Raw genomic sequence first — 23,641 nt, 5'->3', positions numbered from 1 at the left:
AGCCCCAGCGGGTACTGGCCCGCGAGATGGAATGGTCGGCGTTGACCAGCTTTCTCGAGCACACCCGGATCGCCGGCTGCGGCTGGCCGTGGTGTCCGGCAGGCGGCGGGTGGGGAAGAGCTACCTGCTGCGCGCCCTGGCCGAAACCGCGCATGGTCTCTACGTCACGGCGGTCGTGGAAGAGGGCGTGGTCCTCGCCAGGCGGCGGTTCGCGACGGAGATCGCGCGGTACGCGGGCATCGACCCCGGGCTCATGGCGGACGCCGGTTGGGAGACCCTCCTGACCACGGCCATCGAGTTGACAGCGGGCCGGGGTGGGTTGCTGGTGATCGACGAGTTGCCGTACTGGATGGCGCACTCTCCGGAACTGCCCGGCCTGTTGCAACTGCTCTATGACCGGTCGCAGGCGGGGGAGGGGTCGGAGGGCGGTCGGGTGATCGTATGCGGCTCGGCGCTCTCGGTGATGAACGAACTGTTGTCCGGCACCAAGGCGCTCCGAGGTCGCGCCGCCGTCGACCTGCGGCTGCATCCGTTCAACTGTCCACCATGGCTCGCCACTGGGGCATCGGTGATCCGCACGCGGCCCTGCGGGTGCACGCCGTCTACGGCGGCTCCCCGGGTTACCGCAACCTGGCCAACGTGCCACCGCCGCAGTCTCTCGCGGAGGTGGACGACTGGGTCGCGGCCACGGCTCTCGACTCCAGCCAGGCGCTGTTCTCGGAGAGCGAGAGCGAGTATCTGCTCCGCGAGGATCCCCGCTTCACCGGCAGCTCCCTGCACTACGCGATCATCAACGCGGTAGCCGGTGGGGCGACGAGTCCCAGCAAGATCGGCGGCTTGCTTGAACTGTCGCGTACGTCGCTGACTTGCCCCATCGAGGCGCTGGTCACCGCGGGTTACCTGCGGTACGACAGCGATCCGTTGTGGGAGCGCCGTCCGGTGATCAGCGTGGTCGACCCCATCGTACGGTTCCACAACCTGATCACCGTGCCGCAGCGCGACCTGGTGGAGACCGGACAGGGAGCGGAGGCCTGGCGCAGGGCGCGACCCGCCTTCGACTCCCGGATCCTCGGCCCGCACTTCGAGGAGTGCGCCAGGGGGTGGCTGCGGGGTCAGACGGCCACCGCGCTGCGTGGCGCCGCAGGTCAGATCACCTCGACCGTGGTCAACGACGGGAGGGGACGGGCCAGGCACGAGATCGACGTCATCGCGCTGGACAAGCGAGGCGGGCGAGCGGTCGTCGGCCTCGTCGGCGAGGCGAAGGCGACGATCACCAAGGGGGGCATGGCCGATCTCGACCGGTTGGACATGCTCGCGGGGCTGCTCTCACAGCACGGTCACGACACCTCGGCCGCCACGCTCGCGATCTTCTCGCTGACGGGATTCCACCGGGATCTCATCGAGGCGGCCCGCGCCCGAGGCGACGTGCTCCTCGCCGACCTGGAAACGCTCTTCGGGATTCGCGAGCCGGTGGTCACGCCCAGGGAAGGCTGAATGAGCCGGGCCGGAGCCGGACGGCTGCCGCGGCCGGTGAGGCCGGAACGGTCAGGCGACCCAGTCGGCGGTGTCGTCGATCCGCTGACGCCACAGCTTCTCGCCCTCGCCGCCCGGCTCCCACCGCGCGGCGAAGTCCAGCAGGTTGCGGCAGCGGTTGAGCATCGCCGCGTGACGCTCCTCCCACGACGGCACCGGCCCCCCGTACGCCTCGAAGAAGTGACGCAGGTGGGGAACGTGCTCCGGATGGTGGGCGCGCACGATCCACTCGCACCACGCCAGATCCTCCACCGGCCGGCCGGGATGCGCCCACTCCCAGTCGAGGATCGCCACCGCCTTGAACGTCTCCGGGTCGAACAGCATGTTCTGAGGCCCGTAGTCGCCGTGCACGAACCCCATCCGGTGCAGCCGGGACAGCGCGCGACCGCACTCGGCGAGCACCTCGACAGGGTGACCCTCGTCGAGCAGGTCCTGACCGTGGACGCCCGGGATGTAGTGCATGCTCACGCTCGTGTCGGTCACCGCGTGCAGCTTCGGCACCGGCATCCGTCTGCGCAGCCGCCGCAGGAACCGCGCCTCCGTCCGGAGCCGGACGGCGGCGTCGGGCCCCTGGTAGCACTTGACGACGAGAGCGCCGTCTCCGACCGTGCTGTTGGTGTACCCGTGCTCCACGAGAGACGATTGTGGCGTACTCCTGAGGTCGGTGTGAGGGGGCACGCCCAGACTGACCCATCTTGTACGAAACGTCGGGTGATCGACACGCTGCGGGATAAATCAATTGCCGATCAACCAGGGACTTTGCCACTGTTGACTGGCTATGCGCTCCCTTCCTGACGCCGACCCCGGCCTGCCCGACATCCGCAGCCCGTTCCGCTATCTGTGGTGGAACGCGCGGCGGCAGAGCCGCGCCCTCCTGGCCGGCATCGCCTTCGCCACCACCTGGTGGCTGGCGCAGGCGCTGGTCCCGGCCGCGCTCGGCATGGGCATCGACGCGCTCAGGCTGAAGGACACCGGCGCGCTGCTCGCCTGGTCGGGCATTTTGCTGGGGCTGGGGCTGGTGCAGGCGTTCACCGGGATCATGCGGCACCGGTTCGCCGTCTACAACTGGCTGTCGGCCGCCTACCGCACGGTCCAGCTCACCACCCGGCAGGCGGCCAGGCTCGGCGCCACCCTGTCGAAGCGCCTGTCGACCGGCGAGGTGGTCAGCGTCGGCAACTCCGACATCGCGCACATCGGCAGCTCCATGGACATCCTGCTGCGCGGCACCGGGTCCGTCGTGGCGATCGTCGCGGTCACCGTGATCCTCATCTCGACCTCGCCCGTACTCGGGCTCATGGTGCTGATCGGCGTGCCCGTGATGACGGCGGCCGTCGGGCCGCTGCTGCGGCCCCTGCACCGCAGGCAGAAACATCAGCGCGACCTGACCGGCGACCTGGCCACCAGGTCCGCCGACATCGTGGCCGGGCTGCGGGTGCTCCGCGGCATCGGCGGCGAGCAGGTGTTCGCGGAGCGCTACCGGGAGGAGTCGCAGCGGGCCCGCCACGCGGGCGTCGGCGTCGCCCGGGTGGAGTCGCTGCTCGAAGGCGCCCAGATCGTGCTGCCCGGCCTGCTCATCGCGCTCGTGACCAGCGTCGGCGCGGCCTTCGCCGTCGACGACCGGATCACCGTCGGCCAGCTCGTCACCTTCTACGCGTACGCGGTGTTCCTGGTCGCGCCGATGCGCACGATCACCGAGGCGGCCGACCGGCTCACCAAGGGACACGTCGCCGCCCGCCGGGTGGTGCGGATCCTGTCGATCGAGCCGGAGGTGACCGGCGGCACGGGCAGCACCGCGGGCGGCGTGCTGCGCGACAGCCACAGTGGTGTCACCCTGCAGCCCGGCTCTCTCACCGCGCTCGCCGCGGCCCGGCCGGAGGACGCCATCTCCATCGCCGACCGGCTGGGCCGCTACTCCGACGGCGACGTCACGTTCGGCTCCGCCGACCTGGCGTCGCTGCCGGTGGAGGAGGTCCGGGCGCGCGTCCTGGTCGCGGACAACGGCGCCCGCCTGTTCACCGGGACCCTCCGGGACGAGCTGGACGTGCGCGGCACCGCGACCCCCGAGTTGATCAGCCGGGCCCTGCACGCGGCGTGCGCGGAGGACATCGTCGAGGCGCTGCCCGGCGGGCTCGACGCGCAGGTGGCTGAGGCGGGGCGGGAGTTCTCCGGCGGCCAGCAGCAGCGGCTCCGGCTCGCCCGGGCGCTGCTGGCGGACCCCGAGGTGCTCATCCTCGTCGAGCCGACCAGCGCCGTCGACGCCCACACCGAGGCGCGCATCGCCGACCGGCTGGCGGCGGCGCGACGTGGCCGCGCCACGCTGGTCTGCACGACCAGCCCGCTGGTGCTGGGCCGGGTCGATCACGTGATCTACGTCGAGGACGGCCGGGTTCAGGCGGAGGGCACCCACCGCGACCTCCTGACCACCTGCCCGGCATACGCGGCCACGGTCACGAGAGGGGAGACCTGACGAGATCCCGCACCCTTCGGAGTTTCGGACCTCCAGAGGTGGGCCTGAGGGGATCAGCGGCGAAGAGGAGAAACGGCCCCCGACCAAGGACTGCGCGGGCGGCACGGCCCCCGGGAGGCGAAGGGTCGCACATCGGGAGGCAACGTGTCCGCAGGAGGAGCCCGACGCAGAGCGGAGACAGGACAGGGCGGCATCGGGCGAACGGGGGGAGCGGTAAGTGCGGAGATGGGCTCCAGTGACTCCGGGTGCACGGCGGGAGCAGTGACGGCGGAGGCAGGGCGGGTCGGCCCCGCGTGAACGGCGGGAGCAGTGACTGCTAAGGCGGGACGGGGTGGCTCCGGGTGAACGGGGGAGCGGTGAGTGCGGAGATGGAACGGGGTGGCCCCGGGTGCAACGGCGGGAGCGGTGACTGCGAAGGCGGGGCGGGTCGGCTCGCGTGAGCGGTGGGCGCGGTGACTGCGAAGGCGGGACGGGGTGGCTCCGGGTGAACGGGAGAGCGGCGACGGCGAAGGCGGGGCGGGTCGGCTCGCGTGAGCGGTGGGCGCGGTGACTGCGAAGGCGGGACGGGGTGACTCCGGGTGAACGGCTGGAGGTTGGCTGCGGAGCCGGGACGGGGCGGCTCGGGGTGAGGGCAGGGGCCGGCCTCGGCCTCGGCGGAGGCCGGATGGGGTGGGTTAGGACGAAGGCCGGGCCGGGAGTCTGAGGGATCGGGTGGAAGGGCTGGCCGGGAGTCCGAGGGATCGGGTGGGGGCCGGCAGGGAGTGGGACGAGAAGTGGATGTCGAGCTGAGAGGGGAGGGGTGACGGGGATGGCCCGCGAGATTCTTCCGGTCGCCGATCGGAAGCAGGTGCGCGCCTACGCGCGGCGGTTGACGTTGAAGTATCCGCGGCGGCTCGCCACCGCCCTCGCCCTGCACGCGCTCGCCGCCGTCGCCGGGCTGGTGGTGCCGTGGCAGCTCGGCATGCTGGTGGAGGACGTCGAACGAGGCGTCGCGGTGAACGTGGTGCTGTTCGCGGCCGGCGTCGCGGGGTTTCTGCTGCTGCAGGGCGTGCTGGTCAGGTATGCGGTGCTGGCCTCGGCCAGGCTGGGCGAGAAGGTGCTGGCGGAGCTGCGCGAGGAGTTCGTCGAAAGGGTGCTGGCCCTGCCGCTGTCGACGGTGGAACGGGCCGGCTCCGGCGACCTGCTCACCCGCACGTCGCGCGACGTCGACTCGCTGTCGAGGACGGTGCGGCACGCGGTGCCGGAAACCCTGATCGCGGTCGTCACGTTCGTCATCACCATGGGCGCGATCGTTCTGGTCAGCCCGCTGCTCATGCTGCCGATGCTGCTGGCCGCGCCGCTGCTGTTCTTCTCCACCCGCTGGTATCTCCGGCGGGCCAGGGACGGCTATCTTCGCGAGAACGCCGCGTACGCGGAGATGACCGAAGGGCTGGCCGAGACCGTCGAGGGCGCCAGGGCCGTGGAGGCGCTCGGCCTGGAGCGGCGGCGGCGCGAGCGGGCCGACCGCGACATCGCCGGTTCGTTCGCCGCCGAACGCTACACGCTCGGGCTGCGCACCGTCTGGTTTCCCTCGGTGGAGCTGGGCTATGTGGTGCCGCTCGTGGCGACGCTGCTCGTCGGCGGGTTCCTCTACAGCGCCGAGTGGGTGACGCTGGCGCAGGTCACCTCCGCCGCGCTCTACGCGCAGCAGCTCGTCGACCCGCTTGACCGGTTTCTCATGTGGATCGACGAACTCCAGGTGGGCGGGGCGGCCATGGCGCGGCTGCTCGGGGTCGCGAACGTGCCCGACGACCGCGAGCCCTCCGGCGCCCGGCCCGCCGGTGAGCTGCTGAGTGCCGACCAGGTGCGCTACGCCTACCGGGAAGGGCGGGACGTGCTGCACGACGTGTCGCTGACCGTGCGGCCCGGCGAGCGGCTGGCCATGGTGGGGCCGTCGGGCGCGGGGAAGTCGACGCTCGGCAGGTTGCTGGCCGGCATCCACGGCCCCGGCGCCGGCACCGTCTCGGTCGGCGGCGTGCCGCTGGTGGACCTGCCGCTGGACGAGCTGCGCGGGCACGTCGCCTTGGTCACCCAGGAGCACCACGTGTTCAAGGGCACCCTGCGGGACAACCTCGTGATCGCCAGGCCCGGCGCCGACGAGGAGGCGGTGCGTGAGGCGCTCGCGGCCGTGGACGCCCTGGACTGGGTGCTCGGCCTGCCGGACGGGCTGGACACGGTGGTCGGCTCGGGCGGACTGGCGATCTCGCCCGCGCACTCGCAGCAGCTCGCGCTGGCCAGGCTCGTGCTCGCCGACCCGCACACGCTGGTGCTGGACGAGGCCACGTCGCTGATCGACCCGCGGGCCGCCAGGAACCTGGAGCGCTCGCTGGCGGCGGTGCTGGACGGGCGCACGGTCATCGCCATCGCCCACCGGCTCTACACCGCGCATGACGCGGACCGGGTGGCGGTGGTGGAGGACGGACGGATCATCGAACTGGGCTCCCATGACGAGCTGGTGGCGGAAGGCGGCTCCTACGCCGCTCTCTGGCAAAGCTGGCACGGCACCTCGGACCGCGCTCCGGTCTGAGCCGGTCTGCGATGCGTGTCTGACGGCCCGCTCGGCCCGCCGGAGCATCCGCGTTCACGATGGTCAGCACTTCGCCGGGGTCGGGGGCAGGGTCTTGTCGGTGAGGTAGCGGTCGATGTGGGTGCGGGCGCAGGGGTTGGAGGTGTAGAGGGTGTGGCCGGGGCCGTCGTGGGTGATGGTGACGCTGCCTGGGACCGTGCTCATGGCTCGGGTGACCGCGTCGGACTCGCCCCAGGCGCCGGCGCCCAGGAGGGGTGGGAGGGTCTTGGGAAGTGGGGCGGGCGGGTTGGTGACGGGGACGGGCCAGCCGACGCAGGCCAGGCCCGCGGTGGCCATGGTGTTGGCGGCGCCCGCGTTGGGGGCGGCCTTGCGCAGGCGGGCGGTCATGGCGTCGAGGGCGGACCGGCTCGTGGGGCGCGGCCAGTCGGTGCACTCGGTGACCCCGGTGGCCTGGTCGGGGTAGCGGGCGCCGCGGGCGGGGAGGAAGGCCGAGGCGTCGCCGCCGTGGGCCTTGCGGATCGCCGCGGCCAGGCCCGGCCAGGCGGCGCGGCCCTGGCGAGCCGAGGAGACGGCGAACGAGCGCAGATCGCGGCCCGTGTAGGCGACGCCGTCGGCGGCGCGGACCGGCTCGCGGTCGGCCCCGGCGACGAGCGAGCGCCACTTGCGGGGGACGTCGCGGCAGCCGCCGGTGGCGCACCAGTCGAAGAAGCGGGTCAGCGACCGCTCGTTGCTCCTGGCCATCGCCTCCACCTCCTTGCCCCAGTCGGCCGGGCTGTGGTTCCACGTGCCGTCGAGGACCATGGTGCGGACCTGGCCGGGGAAGAGGCGGGCGTAGGCCTGGCCGTAGAAGCCGGCGTAGGAGGCGCCGTAGTAGTTGAGCCCGCCGTCGCCGAGCGCCTTCCTGATCGCCTCCATGTCACGGGCGTGGTCGGCGGAGCTCATGTTGGCGAACAGCTCGGGGTCCTTGTGGCGGCACGCCTCGGCGAGACCGCGGTTGGTGTCGGACAGGCGCCCCCACTCGGCGTCGTCGCGCGGCGCGGCAGGGATGGGGACGCGGGTCCAGACGCACGGCAGGCCCGTGCTCCGGCCGCGGAACTGCTCGCCGTAGCCGCGGGTGTCCCACACCACGACGTGCATCCGCTTGCGCAGCCCGGCCCAGGTGTCGACGATCGGCTCGGTGTAGGCGATGCCGGGGGCGCCGGGGCCGCCGTAGGCGACGAGCGCGGAGCCCTCGGCCCGGCCGGTGGCCTTGAGCCGGCCGAGCTTGAGCGTGATTTGCCGCCCCTCGGGCTTGGACCAGTCGACCGGCACCCGCAGGTCGGCGCACTCCATGCCGATCTTGTCGCCGGGGCACGCGGCCCAGTCGAGTGAGGCCGTCTCCTGTGCGGGCGCGCCGCCCGAGAAAACCAGCGTCAGGGCCATCGCGATTGACTTCAGCATGCCGATCACGATGGCCGAACGCCCCGCCCTGCCACATCGGACCACGGTCTGGTTTCAGGAGGGCCGAATCAGACCGTGGTCTGTCATCCCGCTACAGGTGCAGCGACTTCTTCAGGAAGTCGACCTGGAGCAGCAGCAGGTTCTCCGCCACGATCTCCTGCGGCGTCATGTGGGTGACGCCGGACAACGGCAGCACGGTGTGCGGCCGGCCCGCCGCCAGCAGCGCCGACGACAGGCGCAGCGTGTGGGCCGCCACCACGTTGTCGTCGGCCAGCCCGTGGATGAGCAGCAGCGGCCGCTCCAGCTTGGCCGCGTCGCCGAACAGCGACGACGTGTCGTACACCTCAGGCTGCTCGTCGGGATGCCCGAGGTAGCGCTCGGTGTAGCAGGTGTCGTACAGCCGCCAGTCGGTCACCGGCGCCCCCGCCACCGCCGCGTGGAACACGTCGGGCCTGCGCAGCACCGCGAGCGCCGCCAGGAAGCCGCCGAACGACCATCCGCGGATCGCCACCTTCTCCAGGTCGAGGTCGTCGGGGTACTGCTCGGCGACCCCATGAAGGGCGTCGACCTGGTCCTCCAGCGCGGGCGTGGCCAGGTCGCCGAGCACCTCCCGCTCGAACGCGGGCCCGCGCCCCGGGGTGCCCCGCCCGTCGGCCACGACCACGGCGAACCCCTGCTCGGCGAACCACTGGCTCTCCAGGTAGCCGCCGCGCCTGTTGAGCACCCGCTGGGCGTGCGGGCCCCCGTACGGATCCATGAGGACCGGCAGCCGCCGCGAGCCCGGCTCGTGCCAGGAGGGCAGCACTACGGCGGTCGCCAGCTCGCGACGGCCGGAACGGCCGAGTGAGACGCGCAGGTCGAGACCGGGACGCTCGGCGTAGGAGGGGATCGGGACGGCCACGCCGTCGCGGCGCACGACGGTGGTGGAGACGCCCTCGGTGTCGAGGTTCTGCTCGGTGAGCACGCCGACGCCGCCCGCCATCCGGCCGGTGAACACGCCCGACCGGGTGGAGACCGGCAGCAGCGAGTGGCCGTCCCAGGTCCACAGCTGGATCTCGGTCGGGTCGCCGCTGGCGCTGAACAGCACGCTGTCGTGGTCGACGTCGAGCACCGCGCGCACCTGCAGGGTGGGCGGGGTGACGGGGCGGTCGCCGACGAACAGCCGGTGGCCCCCGTCGGCGGCGGCCACCCAGACCAGCGAGCCGTCGTCGAGGTGGGCGGGCACGCCGGAGACGACGTCGACCCAGGCCGGGTCGGTGTCCTCGCGCACGAGGGTGGACTTCCCGGTCTCCGGGTCGACCGAGAGCAGGCGCATCGTCTTCTGGTCGCGGGAGAGCGTCACGATCGACAGCGCGTGGGAGTCCCACGCCGCCGCCGCGAGGTATTCGTGCTCGTACGGGACCGCGACCCTGGACCCGTCGAGCCCCAGCACGAACAGCTCGGTCACGGCGTTGGGCGTGCCGGCGGCGGGATAGCGCTGGACGGCCGGGGGCCGGCCGGGGTTGGCCGGGTCGGCGATGTGCCAGGTGTGGACCGGCGCCTCGTCGGCCCGCTCCACCAGGAGGGCGTCGCCGGAAGGCGACCACCAGTGGCCGCGCATGCGGCTCATCTCCTCGGCGGCGATGAACTCCGCCAGACCGTACGTGACGGTCTCCGACTCGGGGGTGGCGAGCACGCGGTCGTCGCCGGTGGACAGGTCGTGGACGTGCAGGGCGCCGCCGGTGACGTAGGCGACCCGGCGGCCGTCGGGGGAGAGCCGGGGGTCGATGACCGCGCCCGCCGTCTCCAGCCGCCGGGTGCGCGCGGCGGCCAGGTCGGTCACGTAGAGGCCGCCGGACAGCGCGAACGCCGCCGTGGTGGCCTCCGCGTCGGTCGAGTAGGACACCACGCCGCCGGCCTGCTCGCGGCTGCGCTCGCGCCGGGCGCGCTCCTCCGGCGGCAGGTCCTCGTCGCCGGAGTCGAGCGAGCGCGGATCGACGACCAGCCGCTCCACGTGAGTCTCGGTGTCGAGCTCCCACAGACACGTCACAGGGTCGGTGCCCGACTTGGTGCGCAGGAACAGCACCCGCGCGCCGTCAGGGGAGATGGTGAAGCCCCTGGGCACTCCCAGGGTGAAGCGGCGGGTCCTGGCCGACAGGCGCGGGAAGCTCTCACTCATGGGCCCAATCCTGCCAGTTGTTACGCTCGGAGCATGATTGACCGACGGCTGCTGCTCGTGCACGCCCATCCCGACGACGAGTCGATCGGGACCGGCGCCACGATGGCCCGCTACGTCGCCGAGGGCGCCCACGTCACGCTCGTCACCTGCACGCTGGGCGAGGAGGGGGAGATCATCCCCGTGGAGCTCTCGCACCTGGCGTCCGAGGAGGACGACGTGCTCGGCGACCACCGGATCGGTGAGCTGGCCGCCGCCTGCGAGGCGCTCGGCGTCGAGGACCACCGCTTCCTGGGCGGCCCAGGGCGCTGGCGCGACTCCGGGATGATGGGGGTCGCCACCAACGACAGGCCCGACGCGTTCTGGCGGGCCGACCTCGACGAGGCGGCGGGCGAGCTGGTCGCGGTCATCCGCGAGGTGCGGCCCCAGGTGCTCGTCACGTACGACGAGAACGGGCATTACGGTCACCCGGACCACATCCAGGCCCACCGCGTCTCCCGGCGGGCGTTCGAGCTGGCGGCCGACCCGGGATTCGGCGAGGGCGAGCCGTGGCGGATCGCGAAGTTCTACCACACGGCCACGCCGAGGTCGGTGCTGGCGCGGTCCAACGAGGCGCTGCTGGAGGCGGGCGCCCCGTTCACCGTCGCGAGCGTGGACGACATGCCGTTCGGCGACCCCGACGGGGTCGTCACCACGGAGATCGACGCCCGGCCCTGGCTCGGCCACAAGGCGGCGGCCATGCGCGCGCACCACACGCAGATCACGGTGTCCGAGCCGTGGTTCGCGCTCTCCAACCACGTCGGTCAGGAAATCCGGGGAGTCGAGCACTTCGTGCTGGCCATCGGGGAGCGCGGGCCCGCCGTGCCCGGTCCTCCGGTCGAGGCAGGAGGGCTCGGCGAGCCGTACCAGCGGGAGAACGATCTGTTCGCCGGCATCCACTAACCTCGACCGACATGGAGCAACGCAGCCAGGTCGAGTCGGCGCTGGGGGGAGCCGCCTACGGCATGCTCTTCGTACTGGGCGTCGTCATGGGCGTGGTGGGCGGGTTCACCCACAGCGCGTGGCCGGGTCTCCCGGTCGTCTCCGCGGTGCTCTGGCTGGTGCTGATCTTCGGTGTCTCCCTGGGGGCGGGCAGGCTGATGGGCGGGCGCGCGGCCGCCGCCGTCACGTCGGCCGGGTGGGTGCTGGTGTCGTCGGCGTTCTCGCTGAGGCTGGGCGCGGGGGATCTGGTGATCGCCGGGGACGCGTCGGGGCACGTGTACCTCTACGGCGGGATGGTGGCCGCGGTCGCGGCATTTCTGATGTTGCCCTCGTCGGGGGGATCGTGGCTGTTGCGCGGATATCCGGAAGAGGGCTCGGCTCCGCCGGGTAAAGTGCAGCAGGGCCGATGAAAGCGCTGCTTAATAGCGCGACAGGCATGTGAATGATCTGTCGCCGCGCGCTATATGAAATTCACTGGATTTAGCAATATGTTTCTCCCGGCCCGGCGGCTGAAGGGAGGCCGCCGGGCCGGGGAAACGTGATCACTGCGCCGGTGGCGTCACGGTCTCCGTCGGGGGCGGGGTGTCCGTGGGCACATCGGTCGGCGTGTCGGTCGGGGTGTCGGTCGGAGTGTCAGTCGGCAGGTCGGTGGGAACCTCCGTCGGGATCTCGGTCGGCTCCGGACATGTCGGGATCTCGGTCGGGCTGATAGTCGGATCCACCGTCGGGTCGACGGTCGGGGAGATGGTGGGATCCAGGGTCGGGTCGACCGTCGGGTCGACGGTGGGATCGACGGTCGGGTCCACTGTCGGGTCGACGGTCGGGTCGACGGTGGGATCAACCATCGGGTCCACTGTCGGGTCGACGGTGGGATCAACCGTCGGGTCCACTGTCGGGTCGACGGTGGGATCGACCGTCGCTGTAGGCGTCAACGTGGGGGTTTCCGTCGGAGGCGCGGGCTGACAGGTGAACGTGACCGTCGCCGTGGCCGTCTCGGTGACCGTTTCCGTGACCGTCACCGGGGGTTCCGTGACCGTGACCGTGGGGCCGGGGAGCGGCCACATCCTGATCCTCGGCTTGCCGCGCAGCCAGTAGTCGCCGCGGCCGAGCCGCTTCGCGGCCTCGCCCGTGCCCGAGGCCACCGTGAGCCCGACACGCACCGTACGGCAGGACTTGCGCTTGCAGACCCGCTGCCTGACGCTGAACTTGGCCGCGGTCTCGTACGTGACGGCGACGTCCAGATAGGTCACGCCGTCTCTCTCGACGATCTCGGTCTTCGCCACGTACGCCCCCGGGGCGGTGGTGGCGGGTAACGCCGCCGCGGCGGCGGCTGGGGAGTCGGCGACGCGTAAGGGGACGGTGGCTGATGTCTGGGTGATCGCGATTCCGCCGGCTCCGGCCAGTGCCGCGGAAGCCAGCAGCGCGCCCAGGATGGTGAATCTCATAAATCCTGCTCTTCTAGGAGATTTCAGGACTCAGATCATTATTCCGATTTGTCAAGATTGGTCAAGACTGAGACGCATGGACAGGCGATATCGGTTCCGCCGAGTCATCAATTTTCTTAATCTCACCACTCCACTCGGCCTGCTCATCGCCGCGATCGGCGGCGCGACCAGGCGATCCGGCCCGGACGGGCTCGTGCTCGCCTGCGGCTACCGCTTCCGCTTCCCCATCGCCGGGGCGTTCACGGTGGGGAACGTTGTAATCACCAGACGTGACGGTCTCGACGAGACCCTGATCGGTCACGAGAGCAGGCACGCCACCCAGTGGGCCTGGTGCGCCGGTCTGCCCATGCTCCCGCTGTACCTCCTGGCGATGCTGGTCTCGGTGATCGTCTGCGGCGACCAGGCGTCGTACAACCCCTTCGAACGGCTCGCCGGTCTGGACGAGGGCGGCTACCGGCGGGCGCAGCCCCGCTGGCGCGGACGCGCAGGTGAGCCTCCACGCGCGTGACTGATCCATTACGCGGGGCAGGGGATCTCCATGACGCAGATCATCCGTGCTCCGAAGAGACCCGAGAGCTATCGTGACCGCCTCACCGACACCCCGTCGGGGCTGCGGGAGGTGCTCAGCATCGCCTGGCACACCGCCTTCCCCCCTGACTTGAGCGAGGCCGCCCGCATCCCCGTGGCGGGCGGCGGACTGCCTCCGGTCGCGCGGGGGGAGACGTCCGTGACGTGGGTCGGGCACGCGACCTACCTGCTCCGGACGGGCGGACTGTCGATCCTCACCGACCCGGTGTGGTCACGGCGCATCCCCGGGGTGCGGGCCCGCGTGAGCATGCCCGGCCTGGACTGGGAGGACCTGCCGCCGATCGACGCCGTGGTCATCAGCCACGACCACTATGACCACCTGGACTGGCCCACCGTGCGCCGGTTGCCCAGGACGACGCCGATGCTCGTGCCTGCCGGGCTCGCGAAGTGGTTCACCGATCGCGGCTTCACCGAGGTGATCGAGCTGGACTGGTGGGAGTCGGCCACCGTCGGCGGCGTGAGCTTCGAGTTCGTGCCCGCCCACCACTGGAGCAGGCGCACGCTCTTCGACTTCTGCAAGACGCTGTGGGGCGGGTGGGTGATCGGCGGGTCGGTGTACTTCGCCGGCGACACCGGTTACGGCGAGCGGCTCGCCCAGATCGGCGCCCGCCACCCCGGCCTGGACCTGGCGCTGATGCCGGTCGGCGCCTACCAGCCGCCGTGGGCGATGGAGCCCGCCCACGTCGACCCGCCGCAGGCCGTACGGGCCTTCCTGGACGTGGGCGCGCACCGGATGGCCACCATGCACTGGGGCACGTTCGTGCTGTCCGGTGAGCCGCTGCTGCGGCCCCTGGAATGGATCCGCGAGGAGTGGGCCGCCCACGGCCTGCCCCGCGAGTGCCTGTGGGACCTGGCCGTGGGCGAGTCGCGCGCCTTCGCCACCTGAATGGTCAGGGGCGGAGCCGGAGCGTGTGCACGGCGGCCTTGGTCACCGAGCCCGCGTCCGAGCGCATCGGCAGCATCTCGCCCCTGGCCCACAGCTCCGCCTGGTCCCAGTAGTTCTCGTGGAAGGCGTGCCCCGACGCGCCCGTCAGGTTGATCCACCGCGACTCGTCCAGGTCACCCAGGTCCACGACCATGCGCATGGACGGCACCGTCGTGACCGCGTACCCCTCCAGCACGTTCCAGCCGGTGGCGTTCACCGCGTCCTTGCCGCCCGCCGAGGCCAGCGGCCCCCGGTTGAACAGCGCCTCGATCGGCGCGATCCCCGAGGCGCCGAGCGAGCCGTGGGTGAGCTTCAGCCCGTGCAGGTCGCCCCAGCGCCACGCCTTCACGTCGTCGCCGAGCAGCTCCGACAGCTCCTGGAAGGCCGAGGCCATGGCCTGGCGCAGGATGTCGTCGCGCCGCTCGGTGATCCCCTCGGTGCGGGTGTCGTCCCAGTACGGGTCGTCGGGGTCGCGCAGGAGCCCGGCGACGACCTCGTACCAGCGGTCGCCCCCGTTCGGCCTGGCGCCCTCCGGCAGCTCGTCGTGGAAGGTCAGCTCCAGCAGGTGCCGCCAGACCGCGTTGAAGTACGCCGCGGCGGCCGATCCCGCGTCCTGGGCGCCGTCCCAGCCGTCGAGCAGCCCGCGGGCCTCCTTGGCGGGCCCGGCCAGGTCCACGGCCATCAGCGAGGGCACCAGGGTCCCGGCGAACAGGTTGCGGTCGTCCCGCTGGACGCGCGCCATCGTCGCGGCGTCCACCTGACCCTTGCCGATCTCCTCGCGCAGCAGGTCGAGGATGCGCTGCGAGCGGTATCCGTACGACCAGTCCTCCGTCAGGTGCGGCCGGTAGCGCCGGGGGTCGATGACGGCGTTGTTGGCCGTGACGACGAACCCCTCCGCCGGGTTGCGCACCGACGGAAGCTGGTCGTACGGGATGGGCGCGGTGTTCCAGTCGTACTCGCCGGTCCAGCCGGGCACGGGCACGGTGCCGTCGCCCGACTTGCGCACGGGGATGCGGCCGGGCGCCTGGTAGCCGATGGTGCCCGAGGTGTCGGCGTAGACCAGGTTCTGCGCGGGCACCTCGAAGAGCGCGGCCGCCGCCCGGAACTCGTGCCAGTCGCCCGCCTGGTTCAGCTCGAAGATCGCGTCGACGGTCCGGCCGGGCATGAGAGCGGTCCACGACAGGGCCACCGCGTTGGCCTCGCCGCTCGGTTCCACCGCGCCCATGACCTCGTTGACCAGCGGCCCGTGCAGGGTGCTGCGCACGGTGATGGTGACCGGGGCGCCGCCCGCCACCTCGATCCGCTCCTGACGGGTCTCCAGCGGGACCTGCTCGCCCTGGTAGAGGTACGTGTCGCCGTCGACCTTCTCCAGGAACAGGTCGGCCACGTCGGGACCCAGGTTGGTGAACCCCCAGGCGATCTTGTCGGTGTGCCCGATGATCACACCGGGGACGCCCGAGAACGAGAACCCGGTCACGTCGTACGGGCACGCCTCGCTCGGCACGCGGCAGTGCAGGCCCACCTGGTACCAGACCGAGGGCAGCTGCGCCGACAGGTGCGGGTCGTTGGCCAGGAGCGGCTTGCCGCTCTTCGTGTGCTCGCCGGAGACCACCCACGAGTTGGAGCCGATGCCCTCCCGGTCCGTCGCGCCGATCGTGCTGGGCACCGCGTCGAGCGCCCGCGCCGCCTGGGCGAGGGCCCGCGCGCCGGTCCGCGTGTCCTGCCGGGTGCGCGGCTCGGCGGTCTGGTCGAAGCGCTCCCGGTCGATCGTGCCCCGGGTGACGATCGGCTCGTGCTCGTCGTACGGATAGCCGGGGTAGAGCTGGGCCACCCGCTCCGGCGGCAGCGCGGTGAGCGCCAGGGCGCGGTCGATCTCGTCCTCGAGGTTGGAGCGGAGGTCCCAGGCCATGGCCTTGAGCCAGGCGACGGAGTCGAGCGGGGTCCACGGCTCGGGGTCGTAGGCGCCGTTCTGCGCCTTGAGAATCGAGTATTCGAGACTGCGGTCGGAGGCGTTGGGGTTGGCGGCGGTCCAGGAGTTCACGCCCTTGGCGTAGGAGTCGAGGAAGCGCCTGGTGCGCTCGGTCAGCTCGGGCAGCTCCTGCTCGGCCACCTTGCGCCAGCCCATGGTCCTGATGGCCTTGTCGCTGTCGAGGGTCGTCGCGCCGAACAGCTCGGAGAGCCTGCCGGCGGTCACGTGGCGGCGGAAGTCCATCTCCCAGTAGCGGTCCTGGGCGTGCACGAAGCCCTGGGCCATGAAGAGGTCTTCGGCGGTGTCGGCGTAGATGTGCGGGATTCCGTATTTATCACGATAAATCTCCACATTCCCGGTTAAGCCGGGGAGCCGCACCGTACCCTCCACCTGCGGGAACGACTGCCGCACGGTGACCACGAGCACCGCCGCGAGCATCAACGCGATCGCCAGGAGAACGGTAACCACCCGCGCGAACCACCGCAGCGGCCCCGGCATCCACGCGTACGGCCTCAACCTCACGAAAACCTCCATACTCCCCGCGCTGGCACCCAGTTTGGCAGTCCTCGCCGACTCCTCTCGCCGCCGTCACACCGCGTTTTCCTCCACGCACCGGGAGGTACCTCGCAACCCAGATGCAACCCGAGATCTGCCTATCGTTTCGCTTGGCGCGCTACCGTCCACACCCCCGCACCAGGACGGCGCCATCCCGGGCGGACGGCTCCTGCCATGCCGTCCGCCCGACCTCACACCGCGACGGGCCGCCCGCTCAGGGCCGGGGCTTGCCGATGTCGGCGGGCAGGTCGAGAGCCAGGACGTGGTCCAGGTGCAGGAACGACTCGAACTTCGCGCCCGGCGGCACCGAGTCGTCGCGCTCCAGCTCCTCCAGGACACGCAGCGCGGCCGGGGTGTCGAGGTCGTCGTCCAGCGCGGACTCGGCCCGCCGGACGTACGCGGCGGCCATCGGCGCGCTCGGCGACTCCGACCATTCGGCCACCCGGGCGCGCAGGCGGCGCAGGGTGCCGTCGGCGGCGCGCAGGACGTCCCAGGTGAGGTCCAGCGGGCCGCGGTAGTGGTGCTGCAGGAACGCCAGCCGCACCGCCAGCGGGTCGAGCCCGGCCTCCGCCACTTCGGCGAGCTCCCGCGGCCCGTCGCCGGGCGTCACCCCGTCGGGACCGGGCGCACTGCCGCCCGGCGCCAGCCCTGCGCTGTGCGCCCAGCGGCGGACCACCTCGTGCCCGGCCGCCGCGTCCGACTGGGCGCGCATGGCCTCGTGGTGCGGGAAGATCAGCTCGGTGCCGCCGGTCTGGATGTCGACCCGGTCGCCCAGCCGCCGCGACGACATCGCCGAGCACGCGACGTGCGGGCCGGGCACTCCGCGCCCCCACGGCGAGTCCCAGGCCGCCTCGCCGTCCGCGGGCCGCCACAGCACCCAGTCGGCCGGGCGCCGCCGCTCCGGCCCGTCGTGGGGGAATCCATCCCCGCCGTCGTGCGGGGACCGCTCCCCGTCGTGGGGGAATCCATCCCCGCCGTTCGGGTCCTTCTCCCCGGACAGCTCGCCGTACGAGGGAGAGCCGGCGGAGTCGAAGAACACCCAGCCGCCGTCGGCCGCGTACGCGTGACCGCGCTCGACCAGCGCGGCGACCAGCTCGACCACCTCGCCGGCGTGCTCGGCGGCGCGCGGGGACAGCTCGGGCGAGCGCAGGTTGAGCGCCGCCGCGTCGCGGGCGGACGCCTCCTCGTACGCCCGAGCGCTCTCCACCGGGCAGCCCACGTCGTCGACGCCCAGGCAGACCACCATGCGCACCCGATGCCGTTCCAGGACCCGGCGGATCAGATCGGACAGCAGCGCCGGGCGCAGGTCGCCGAGGTCCGCCCGGCGGTGGACGGGCGGCGCGCAGGCGTACATCCGCAGCCCCCGGGCGGGCGCGATCTCCTCGACCTGCCCGGTCAGCGTGTCGTAGATCCGCAGCATGCCTCGACCCTAGCCGTCATCTCCCCAGGAAGCCGAGGATGTCGCGGTCACCCCGCTCGCGCAGCCGGGCGAGGACCTCCTCGCGGGTGGCGGTCTCGGGCAGCCCCACCCGCGCGCCGATCAGCCGCAGCCCCTCCAGCTCGGAGTTCACCGGCGCGGTGTAGCCGATGAGGTAGAGGGCCCGGTTCAGCGCGGGCATCCCGGGAGGGGCGGCCGGCAGGTAGCGGGTGAGCAGCTCCCCGCCGTCGGAGACGGTGAGGAACACGTGGTCGCCCTCGCTGGCCTTGAAATCGGCGAGTACGTTGCGTATCGAGCCCATCGTCGGCTGGTTGTGCCAGCTGATGACCACGTCGCCCGAGGGCGTCGAGGCGGTGAGCGACCCGCCCGGCGCCATGCCCAGGTGCGCGGCGAACCCGGTCGGCAGCGGCGAGCCGGAGCCGCGCAGGTGCTCGGCGTTCACGTCCACCCGGTGCCACCAGCGCCCGTCGCGGCTGCGGAAGCTGCGCCGGGTCTCCGAGACGTCCTTGCGCGGCTGGTACGCGCCCGCCTCCCCGGAGGGTGAGGTGCCCGCCACCCGGATCCAGCCGCGCTGGCTGCGCTCGAACCCGGGACCGCCCGAGTAGGCGCGCACCGAGCTCTCGCTGACGTCGTAGCGGGAGGTCAGGTTGGCCACGATCGTGCTGACCGGGGCCTCGCCGCCGGCCCGCTCGATCTCCCTGACGATCATCTCCCGGATGCCCAGGTACTGGTCGCCGCCCCAGCGGGTCAGGCCGTACTTGTTCCTGTCGAGCCGCAGGAACCGGTCGTCGGCGGTGAGCTGGTTGCGGATGCCGACGAGGCTGTAGTCCTCGCCGATGCGTTCCTGGATCTCCTCCGGGGACATCGGCTTCCCGGAGACGGCCAGCACCGCCTCCGCCTTGTCGTTGATGCTGCGCGGCCACGGCACCACGTGCCCGTCGAGCACCCGCAGCTGCGGCACGGCGAGTATCCACCGTTCGGCCACGTCCTCGCGGACGCCGAGCTGGGTCACCATGGTCACCGCCTCGGCGAGCGGGTGCGGCCCGTCGGCGAACAACTGGCGGGTCTTCTCGCGCAGGTCGTCGGCGCCGCCCGCGATCAGCCAGCCGTCGGTCTGCTCGTAGCCCGTCAGCAGCGTGCGCACGAACCGCCAGGCCGGGATGCCCAGCGTGCGCAGCTCGGCGCGGTGCCACGGCACGGCCGCCGTCAGGTCGTCGGCGGGCGCGGCCGAGCCGAGCCGGCCGCGCAGCCAGGTGACGTGCGCGACCAGCGCCGCCGCCTCCGGCCCCGCGAGCCACAGCTCCACGTGGTCGCGCAGGTCGCGCTCGATCTGCCGGATCCGCTCCCTGGTCACCGAGAAGCGCTGGGCCAGCTCGTCCAGGGTGGCCCGGTCGGCCGCGTACAGCCGGTCGCGGGCGATGGCCCGCTGCCGCTCGTCGAGCGCCGCGAACAGGGCGTCGACCAGCTCAGGCAGCGGCTTGTCCTGCTGGACGGGCGCGGCGACCGCGGCCGCGGGTTCGAGCAGCCGGTCGAGCACGCCGCCGAACAGCTTCTGCACCACGTCCTTGCCGAGCGTCTCGGGTGTCCGCTCGGCCTCGGCGGGGTCGGAGAAGCGCAGCAGCGGCAAGATGTCGCCCAGCACCAGATGCCCCCAGAAGGCCACGGCGAGGTCGGCGAGGCGGCCCGCCACGACCTGCGTGCCCACGATGGCGCACGCCCGGTCGAGCGGGATCGCCTGCCACCATGCCTCGGGCAGCTGTGGCTCCTCCGCGATCGGTGCGATCTGGCCAGGTGCGGTCCAGCGCAGTGGTGGCGCGATGTCGCTCAGACTGAGGTTCATTGGGGTCCAACCGGCAACGATAGATATCCGCAGTTCAGACTATGTGATCAGAAGGACAGAAAAGGGCTACCTCTTCCGGAATGCGAAATGTAGAGCATCGTCCGGGCCCGGGTGCACGCCACGAACAGCATGCTCCGTTCCCGTTGCAGCGCGCGGGCCCGGGCGCCCGGATCGTCGGGAGGGCGCTCCGGCACGACCCCCTCGGCCACGCCGATGAGCGCCACCCTGTCGAACTCCAGCCCCTTGAGGTTGGCGAACGTCGACACCCGTACCGGAACGTCCCGCAACACCCGCTTGGCGGCCCGTACCAGCCCCTGGTTGCGCGCCCCGACCGCGATCCGGTCGGCGGGCACGCCCTCGTCGAGCCAGTCGGCGACGGTGCGCTCCAGGCCGGCCAGCTCCGCCTCCTCGCTCTCGTACGCGCGGACCACCGGCCGTGGCCCGAACCGCCCCGACCGGAACCCGTACAGCGCCGACATGCCCTTGACCAGCCCGGCGGCGGGCCCGCCGCCGCGCAGCCGGACCGCGAACGTCAGCAGCTCCTGCGGCAGCCGGTGCGAGACCCTGAGCGTGTACTGGACGGCGGGGATGCCGACGGCGCCGAGCGCGACCCGCGTGTCGGTGACGCGCTGGTGCGGGTCGCCGACGATGAACAGGTCGTCCGCCGCGCGCGGCGCCGCCGCCCGCAGCAGCCGCCACTGCGCGGGGCTGACGTCCTGCGCCTCGTCCACCACGATGTGCCGGTACGGTTTGTGCCCCGGTTCGACGTCGTCGAGCAGATCTCCCGTGGTCCTCGACAGCAGCCGGAGCGCCTCGTCGATCAGCTCGTCCATGGTCCGCGCGCCCGGCCCGACCAGCGCCGGGCGGCGGCCCTCCACCTGGGCCACGATGCGCATCGCCAACCGCTCCGGGTTGTCCACCTCGACGCGCTTGCGCATCGGCTCGTCCTGGACGAGCTGGTCCAGCCGGCCGGTCAGCTCGTCGCAGAGCCCCTGGGAGAACGTCACCAGCAGCACCGGCCCGCTGCCGTGCGCGGCCAGGTGAGCGGCGCGGCGCAGCGCGAGCACCGTCTTGCCGGTCCCGGCCCCGCCCACCACCAGCACCGGATGGTCGTAACGGGCCCTGGACAGCCGGTGCTGCGGCGGATGCGGGAACACGCACCACTCGGGCGCCGTCAGCAGCCGGTCCAGCTCCGTCTTGTCGGCGGCGAACGCGGCCCGGTCGGGGCTGCGCAGCAGCGCCTGGTGGAGGTCCTCGGCGTCGACCGGCTCCTCGGGGTCCTCGTCGAAGGCGCGGCAGCCGTCCAGCTCCCGCCACGCCTCGGCCAGCGTGCCGCCCCTGGCCAGCACCGCCAGCGGAACGTACTGGGTGGGCGGCAGCAGCGGCTCGAGCGCGGCCACGTCCGCCTCGGTGGTGATGAGCCGGACCAGCGGCAGCGCGTGCACGTCGATGCCGAGGGCCAGCAGGTCGCCGTCGCAGATCGGGTCGAACAGCCTCGCGACGCCCGCCGACCGGCGTAACGCGGGCTCGACCCGCTCCAGCGCCTCGGCGTCCCACTCCTCGACCACGCCGAGCACCGGGTTGATCCCGTACCGGTGCCGTGCGGCGTACGACCAGGCCTCGGGGTCGGGCAGCACGGTGCGCAGCCAGTAGACGTCCCGCCGGCGCACCACCACCCCCCGATGCCCCCCGGCGAGCCGGAGAGTCGCCACCCGGGGGTCCCTGGCGCCCCTGACCGACTCGGGATGCGGGGCGCCCGACACGTTCAGCAGGAACCGCCGCAGCGCGACCACGGCGTCTCGGCGCACCGGCTGTGCCAGTGCGCCGAGTTCCCTGGGAACCTCAGGGCCGATCGCGAGCCGCGGCACCGCATCAGTCCAGGAGTTGGAGAAGGTCGCGGTCCCCGCGCTCGCGGAGCCTGGTGAGCAGGTCCGGCAGCTTCACCGGGCCCGTCATGCCGATCCTCGTCGCGATCACCCGCGCCGCCTGGTCGCGGGTGCCGCCCGGGGCCGTGTAGCCGACCAGGCGGAGCGCCTTGGTGATCTTCTCCGCGCCGGCCGCGGCGACCGGCAGGTGCCGGGCCCGGAGCACGCCCTCGTCCGACAGCGTGAGGAACAGGTGACCACCCTCCTTCGCGCCGACGTCCGCCAGCAGCCTGTCGATCGACTCCAGCACCGGCCGGCCGTGCCAGGTCATGGTCAGCTCGCCCGCGGCGCTCCTGGCCGCCTTGCTCTCGCCCGGCGAGAGCCCCAGGTACGCGGCGAACCCGGTCGGCAGCGGGCACTCGCCGCCGCTCAGCTGCTCGGCCGTCACGTCCACGCGCAGCCACCACCGGCCGTCGGGCTGCCGGAAGCAGCGCCTGGTCTGCGAGACGTCCTTCAGCGGCTGGTACGGCTTGCCTGCCGCGCCGTTCTCCTCGCTCTGCACCGGCACCGCCGGGGCGAACGCCTGGAACTGCGACGGCACCGGATCGGGCGGCATGAACCCCGGCGGCAGCCCCGTCGGGGCCGGCTTCTGGACCGGCTTCGGTACTGGTTTCGGGGCGAAGGCGGGGGGCGGCGGCTCGGGCAGCTTGCCGTACGGCGCGCTGAACGCCGACGGCGACGCCGGCGAGCGCTGCGGCAGCGGCCGGTCGGGCAGCGTGGCGAGCACGAACTGCCAGGCGGGCACCTCCAGCGCCTTGATCTCCTTGCCGTGCCAGTCGGCGGCCTTGATCAGGCGCTCCTTGGGAGCGGACGGGCCGATCTTCTCCCGCAGCTCCTCCAGGTGCGCCCGGTACGGGGCGGCCTCGTCGCTGACCAGCCACTCGTCGAGCATGGCGCGCAGCCGGTCCTCGGTGGCGGTGATCTCGGCGGGGGCCACGGCGAACAGCTTGGCGAGCTGGTCCACGGCCGACGGCTGGTCGGTGAACACCCGGTTCTGGGCGACCGCCCAGCTCTTGTCGTCGAGATGGGCGAACGCGGCCTCTATGAGCTGCGGCAGATCCGAGTCTTCCTCCGGAGCCCCAGGGGCGGCCTCCACCGGTTCCCCACCGGCCTCCTCCTGCCGCCCATCCGAGCCCTGCACAGCGAAGAATCCCGGCGCGACGCCCTCCTCAGCCTCATCCTCCCGGCGGCCTTCCGGCGTCTCCGCCCCACCGGAGTCGCCACCTTCCTCGGCAGCCTCGGGCCGCTCGTCATCGGCGGTGTCACCGTCCTGAAGATCGGCGCCAACAGGAGCAAGCTCGCGCCCCGCCACACCCTCTTCACCGGAGCCGCGCTCATCGGAGACGCGCCCCTCGACGGAGTCGCGCCCTTCGTCGGAGCCGAGGTCCGTGCGAGCCGCCTGCTCCGGGTCGGAGCCCAGGTCCGTGCGAGCCGCCTGCTCTTCGTCGGGGCTGAGGTTTGCGCCAGGCGCTCGGCCCTCGTCGGGCGCGAGGTCCGCGCCAGACGCGCGGTCCTTGTCGGAGGCGAGTCCCGGACGAGGAGCCCCGTCCTCGTCGAGGGCGCGGCCCTCGCGAGGCGCTCGGGGCTCCTGGGCGGGGTCGCCCTGGAGGTCCTCTTCGGGGGTTTCCGTCCCGTCGGGGGCGTCGCCGTCTACGGAGGCGAGCTCCTTGTGGGACGTGGGGACCTGCGCCGCCTCGGGATGCTCTTCGTCGGCGGTGTCGCCGTCTACGGAGGCGAGCTCCTTGTGGGACGTGGGGACCTGCGCCGCCTCGGGATGCTCTTCGTCGGCGGTGTCGCCGTCTACGGAGGCGAGC

At 72.4% G+C, this 23,641-nt stretch carries 15 protein-coding genes and 1 pseudogene; 7 read left to right on the top strand and 9 right to left on the bottom strand.

Translation table 11 applies throughout. The features are described from left to right. The first annotated feature begins 546 nt into the window (after positions 1-546). Positions 547-1,494, top strand: coding sequence for a DUF234 domain-containing protein (locus tag ACIBF7_RS36355; RefSeq protein WP_261808303.1), 948 nt, complete (start codon positions 547-549; stop codon positions 1,492-1,494). Positions 1,495-1,545: 51 nt separating this feature from the next. Here ACIBF7_RS36355 and ACIBF7_RS36350 read toward each other — a convergent pair whose 3' ends face one another. After that, entirely contained in the window at positions 1,546-2,166 is a 621-nt protein-coding gene (locus ACIBF7_RS36350; protein ID WP_148029224.1) for a phosphotransferase, read from the bottom strand. Between the two features lie 145 nt (positions 2,167-2,311). Between ACIBF7_RS36350 and ACIBF7_RS36345 the strand changes: the two genes are divergently transcribed. Beyond that, positions 2,312-4,000, top strand: a complete 1,689-nt coding sequence (locus ACIBF7_RS36345; RefSeq protein WP_397199172.1) for an ABC transporter transmembrane domain-containing protein — start codon at positions 2,312-2,314, stop codon at positions 3,998-4,000. Positions 4,001-4,808: 808 nt separating this feature from the next. After that, positions 4,809-6,566, top strand: a complete 1,758-nt coding sequence (locus ACIBF7_RS36340) for an ABC transporter ATP-binding protein (protein ID WP_397199171.1) — start codon at positions 4,809-4,811, stop codon at positions 6,564-6,566. A gap of 63 nt (positions 6,567-6,629) precedes the next feature. On the opposite strand, the gene ACIBF7_RS36335 is transcribed toward ACIBF7_RS36340, so the two are convergent. Both ACIBF7_RS36335 and ACIBF7_RS36330 read right to left on the bottom strand, forming a co-directional pair. After that, positions 6,630-8,006 (bottom strand): alpha/beta fold hydrolase, encoded by a 1,377-nt coding sequence (locus ACIBF7_RS36335; RefSeq protein ID WP_271276296.1) that lies wholly within the window; start codon positions 8,004-8,006, stop codon positions 6,630-6,632. A 91-nt stretch (positions 8,007-8,097) separates the two neighbouring features. Next, positions 8,098-10,164: a prolyl oligopeptidase family serine peptidase gene (locus tag ACIBF7_RS36330; protein WP_397199170.1), complete on the bottom strand. Its 2,067-nt coding sequence runs from the start codon at positions 10,162-10,164 to the stop codon at positions 8,098-8,100. A 33-nt stretch (positions 10,165-10,197) separates the two neighbouring features. Here ACIBF7_RS36330 and mshB point away from each other — a divergent pair, with 33 nt between their 5' ends. Next, positions 10,198-11,103, top strand: a complete 906-nt coding sequence (gene mshB / locus ACIBF7_RS36325) for an N-acetyl-1-D-myo-inositol-2-amino-2-deoxy-alpha-D-glucopyranoside deacetylase (protein ID WP_148029230.1) — start codon at positions 10,198-10,200, stop codon at positions 11,101-11,103. Between the two features lie 11 nt (positions 11,104-11,114). Further along, positions 11,115-11,552 carry a DUF6113 family protein gene (locus ACIBF7_RS36320; RefSeq protein ID WP_397199169.1) on the top strand — a complete coding sequence of 146 codons (438 nt, stop codon included), beginning with the start codon at positions 11,115-11,117 and terminating at the stop codon, positions 11,550-11,552. Between the two features lie 132 nt (positions 11,553-11,684). Here the strand turns inward: ACIBF7_RS36320 and ACIBF7_RS36315 are convergent, their stop codons facing one another. Next, positions 11,685-12,587, bottom strand: a complete 903-nt coding sequence (locus ACIBF7_RS36315; protein ID WP_397199168.1) for a hypothetical protein — start codon at positions 12,585-12,587, stop codon at positions 11,685-11,687. A 76-nt stretch (positions 12,588-12,663) separates the two neighbouring features. Here ACIBF7_RS36315 and ACIBF7_RS36310 point away from each other — a divergent pair, with 76 nt between their 5' ends. Both ACIBF7_RS36310 and ACIBF7_RS36305 read left to right on the top strand, forming a co-directional pair. Further along, entirely contained in the window at positions 12,664-13,095 is a 432-nt protein-coding gene (locus ACIBF7_RS36310) for a hypothetical protein (protein ID WP_148029233.1), read from the top strand. 30 nt (positions 13,096-13,125) lie between these two features. Next, positions 13,126-14,061, top strand: a complete 936-nt coding sequence (locus tag ACIBF7_RS36305; RefSeq protein WP_397199167.1) for an MBL fold metallo-hydrolase — start codon at positions 13,126-13,128, stop codon at positions 14,059-14,061. Positions 14,062-14,065: 4 nt separating this feature from the next. Here the strand turns inward: ACIBF7_RS36305 and ACIBF7_RS36300 are convergent, their stop codons facing one another. From ACIBF7_RS36300 to ACIBF7_RS36280, 5 genes and pseudogenes are all read right to left on the bottom strand, one after another. Beyond that, positions 14,066-16,567 carry a penicillin acylase family protein gene (locus tag ACIBF7_RS36300; RefSeq protein WP_397199259.1) on the bottom strand — a complete coding sequence of 834 codons (2,502 nt, stop codon included), beginning with the start codon at positions 16,565-16,567 and terminating at the stop codon, positions 14,066-14,068. A gap of 271 nt (positions 16,568-16,838) precedes the next feature. Further along, a complete protein-coding gene (locus tag ACIBF7_RS36295; RefSeq protein ID WP_271276302.1) occupies positions 16,839-18,044 on the bottom strand; it encodes a cysteine--tRNA ligase in 1,206 nt (401 codons plus the stop codon). Between the two features lie 16 nt (positions 18,045-18,060). Beyond that, positions 18,061-19,902, bottom strand: a complete 1,842-nt coding sequence (locus ACIBF7_RS36290) for a sigma factor-like helix-turn-helix DNA-binding protein (RefSeq protein ID WP_148029236.1) — start codon at positions 19,900-19,902, stop codon at positions 18,061-18,063. 47 nt (positions 19,903-19,949) lie between these two features. Next, positions 19,950-21,770 (bottom strand): UvrD-helicase domain-containing protein, encoded by a 1,821-nt coding sequence (locus ACIBF7_RS36285; RefSeq protein ID WP_397199166.1) that lies wholly within the window; start codon positions 21,768-21,770, stop codon positions 19,950-19,952. Positions 21,771-21,774: 4 nt separating this feature from the next. After that, a pseudogene (locus tag ACIBF7_RS36280) lies at positions 21,775-23,641 on the bottom strand (hypothetical protein); the annotation flags it as partial.

The sequence above is a fragment of the Nonomuraea sp. NPDC050478 genome, assembly GCF_044458265.1.
Classification (GTDB): domain Bacteria; phylum Actinomycetota; class Actinomycetes; order Streptosporangiales; family Streptosporangiaceae; genus Nonomuraea; species Nonomuraea ferruginea.
Note: the sequence above shows the minus strand (reverse complement) of the source record. Positions and strands in the feature narration are given on the sequence as shown.

Bases quoted from the DNA above. Each gene is read 5' to 3' on its own strand.
- ACIBF7_RS36315 (WP_397199168.1), bottom strand. From the start codon at position 12,587: ATGAGATTCACCATCCTGGGCGCGCTGCTGGCTTCCGCGGCACTGGCC.
- mshB (WP_148029230.1), top strand. From the start codon at position 10,198: ATGATTGACCGACGGCTGCTGCTCGTGCACGCCCATCCCGACGACGAG.
- ACIBF7_RS36320 (WP_397199169.1), top strand. From the start codon at position 11,115: ATGGAGCAACGCAGCCAGGTCGAGTCGGCGCTGGGGGGAGCCGCCTAC.
- ACIBF7_RS36305 (WP_397199167.1), top strand. From the start codon at position 13,126: ATGACGCAGATCATCCGTGCTCCGAAGAGACCCGAGAGCTATCGTGAC.
- ACIBF7_RS36300 (WP_397199259.1), bottom strand. From the start codon at position 16,567: ATGCCGGGGCCGCTGCGGTGGTTCGCGCGGGTGGTTACCGTTCTCCTG.
- ACIBF7_RS36340 (WP_397199171.1), top strand. From the start codon at position 4,809: ATGGCCCGCGAGATTCTTCCGGTCGCCGATCGGAAGCAGGTGCGCGCC.
- ACIBF7_RS36330 (WP_397199170.1), bottom strand. From the start codon at position 10,164: ATGAGTGAGAGCTTCCCGCGCCTGTCGGCCAGGACCCGCCGCTTCACC.
- ACIBF7_RS36355 (WP_261808303.1), top strand. From the start codon at position 547: ATGGCTCGCCACTGGGGCATCGGTGATCCGCACGCGGCCCTGCGGGTG.
- ACIBF7_RS36295 (WP_271276302.1), bottom strand. From the start codon at position 18,044: ATGCTGCGGATCTACGACACGCTGACCGGGCAGGTCGAGGAGATCGCG.
- ACIBF7_RS36345 (WP_397199172.1), top strand. From the start codon at position 2,312: ATGCGCTCCCTTCCTGACGCCGACCCCGGCCTGCCCGACATCCGCAGC.
- ACIBF7_RS36335 (WP_271276296.1), bottom strand. From the start codon at position 8,006: ATGCTGAAGTCAATCGCGATGGCCCTGACGCTGGTTTTCTCGGGCGGC.
- ACIBF7_RS36310 (WP_148029233.1), top strand. From the start codon at position 12,664: ATGGACAGGCGATATCGGTTCCGCCGAGTCATCAATTTTCTTAATCTC.
- ACIBF7_RS36290 (WP_148029236.1), bottom strand. From the start codon at position 19,902: ATGAACCTCAGTCTGAGCGACATCGCGCCACCACTGCGCTGGACCGCA.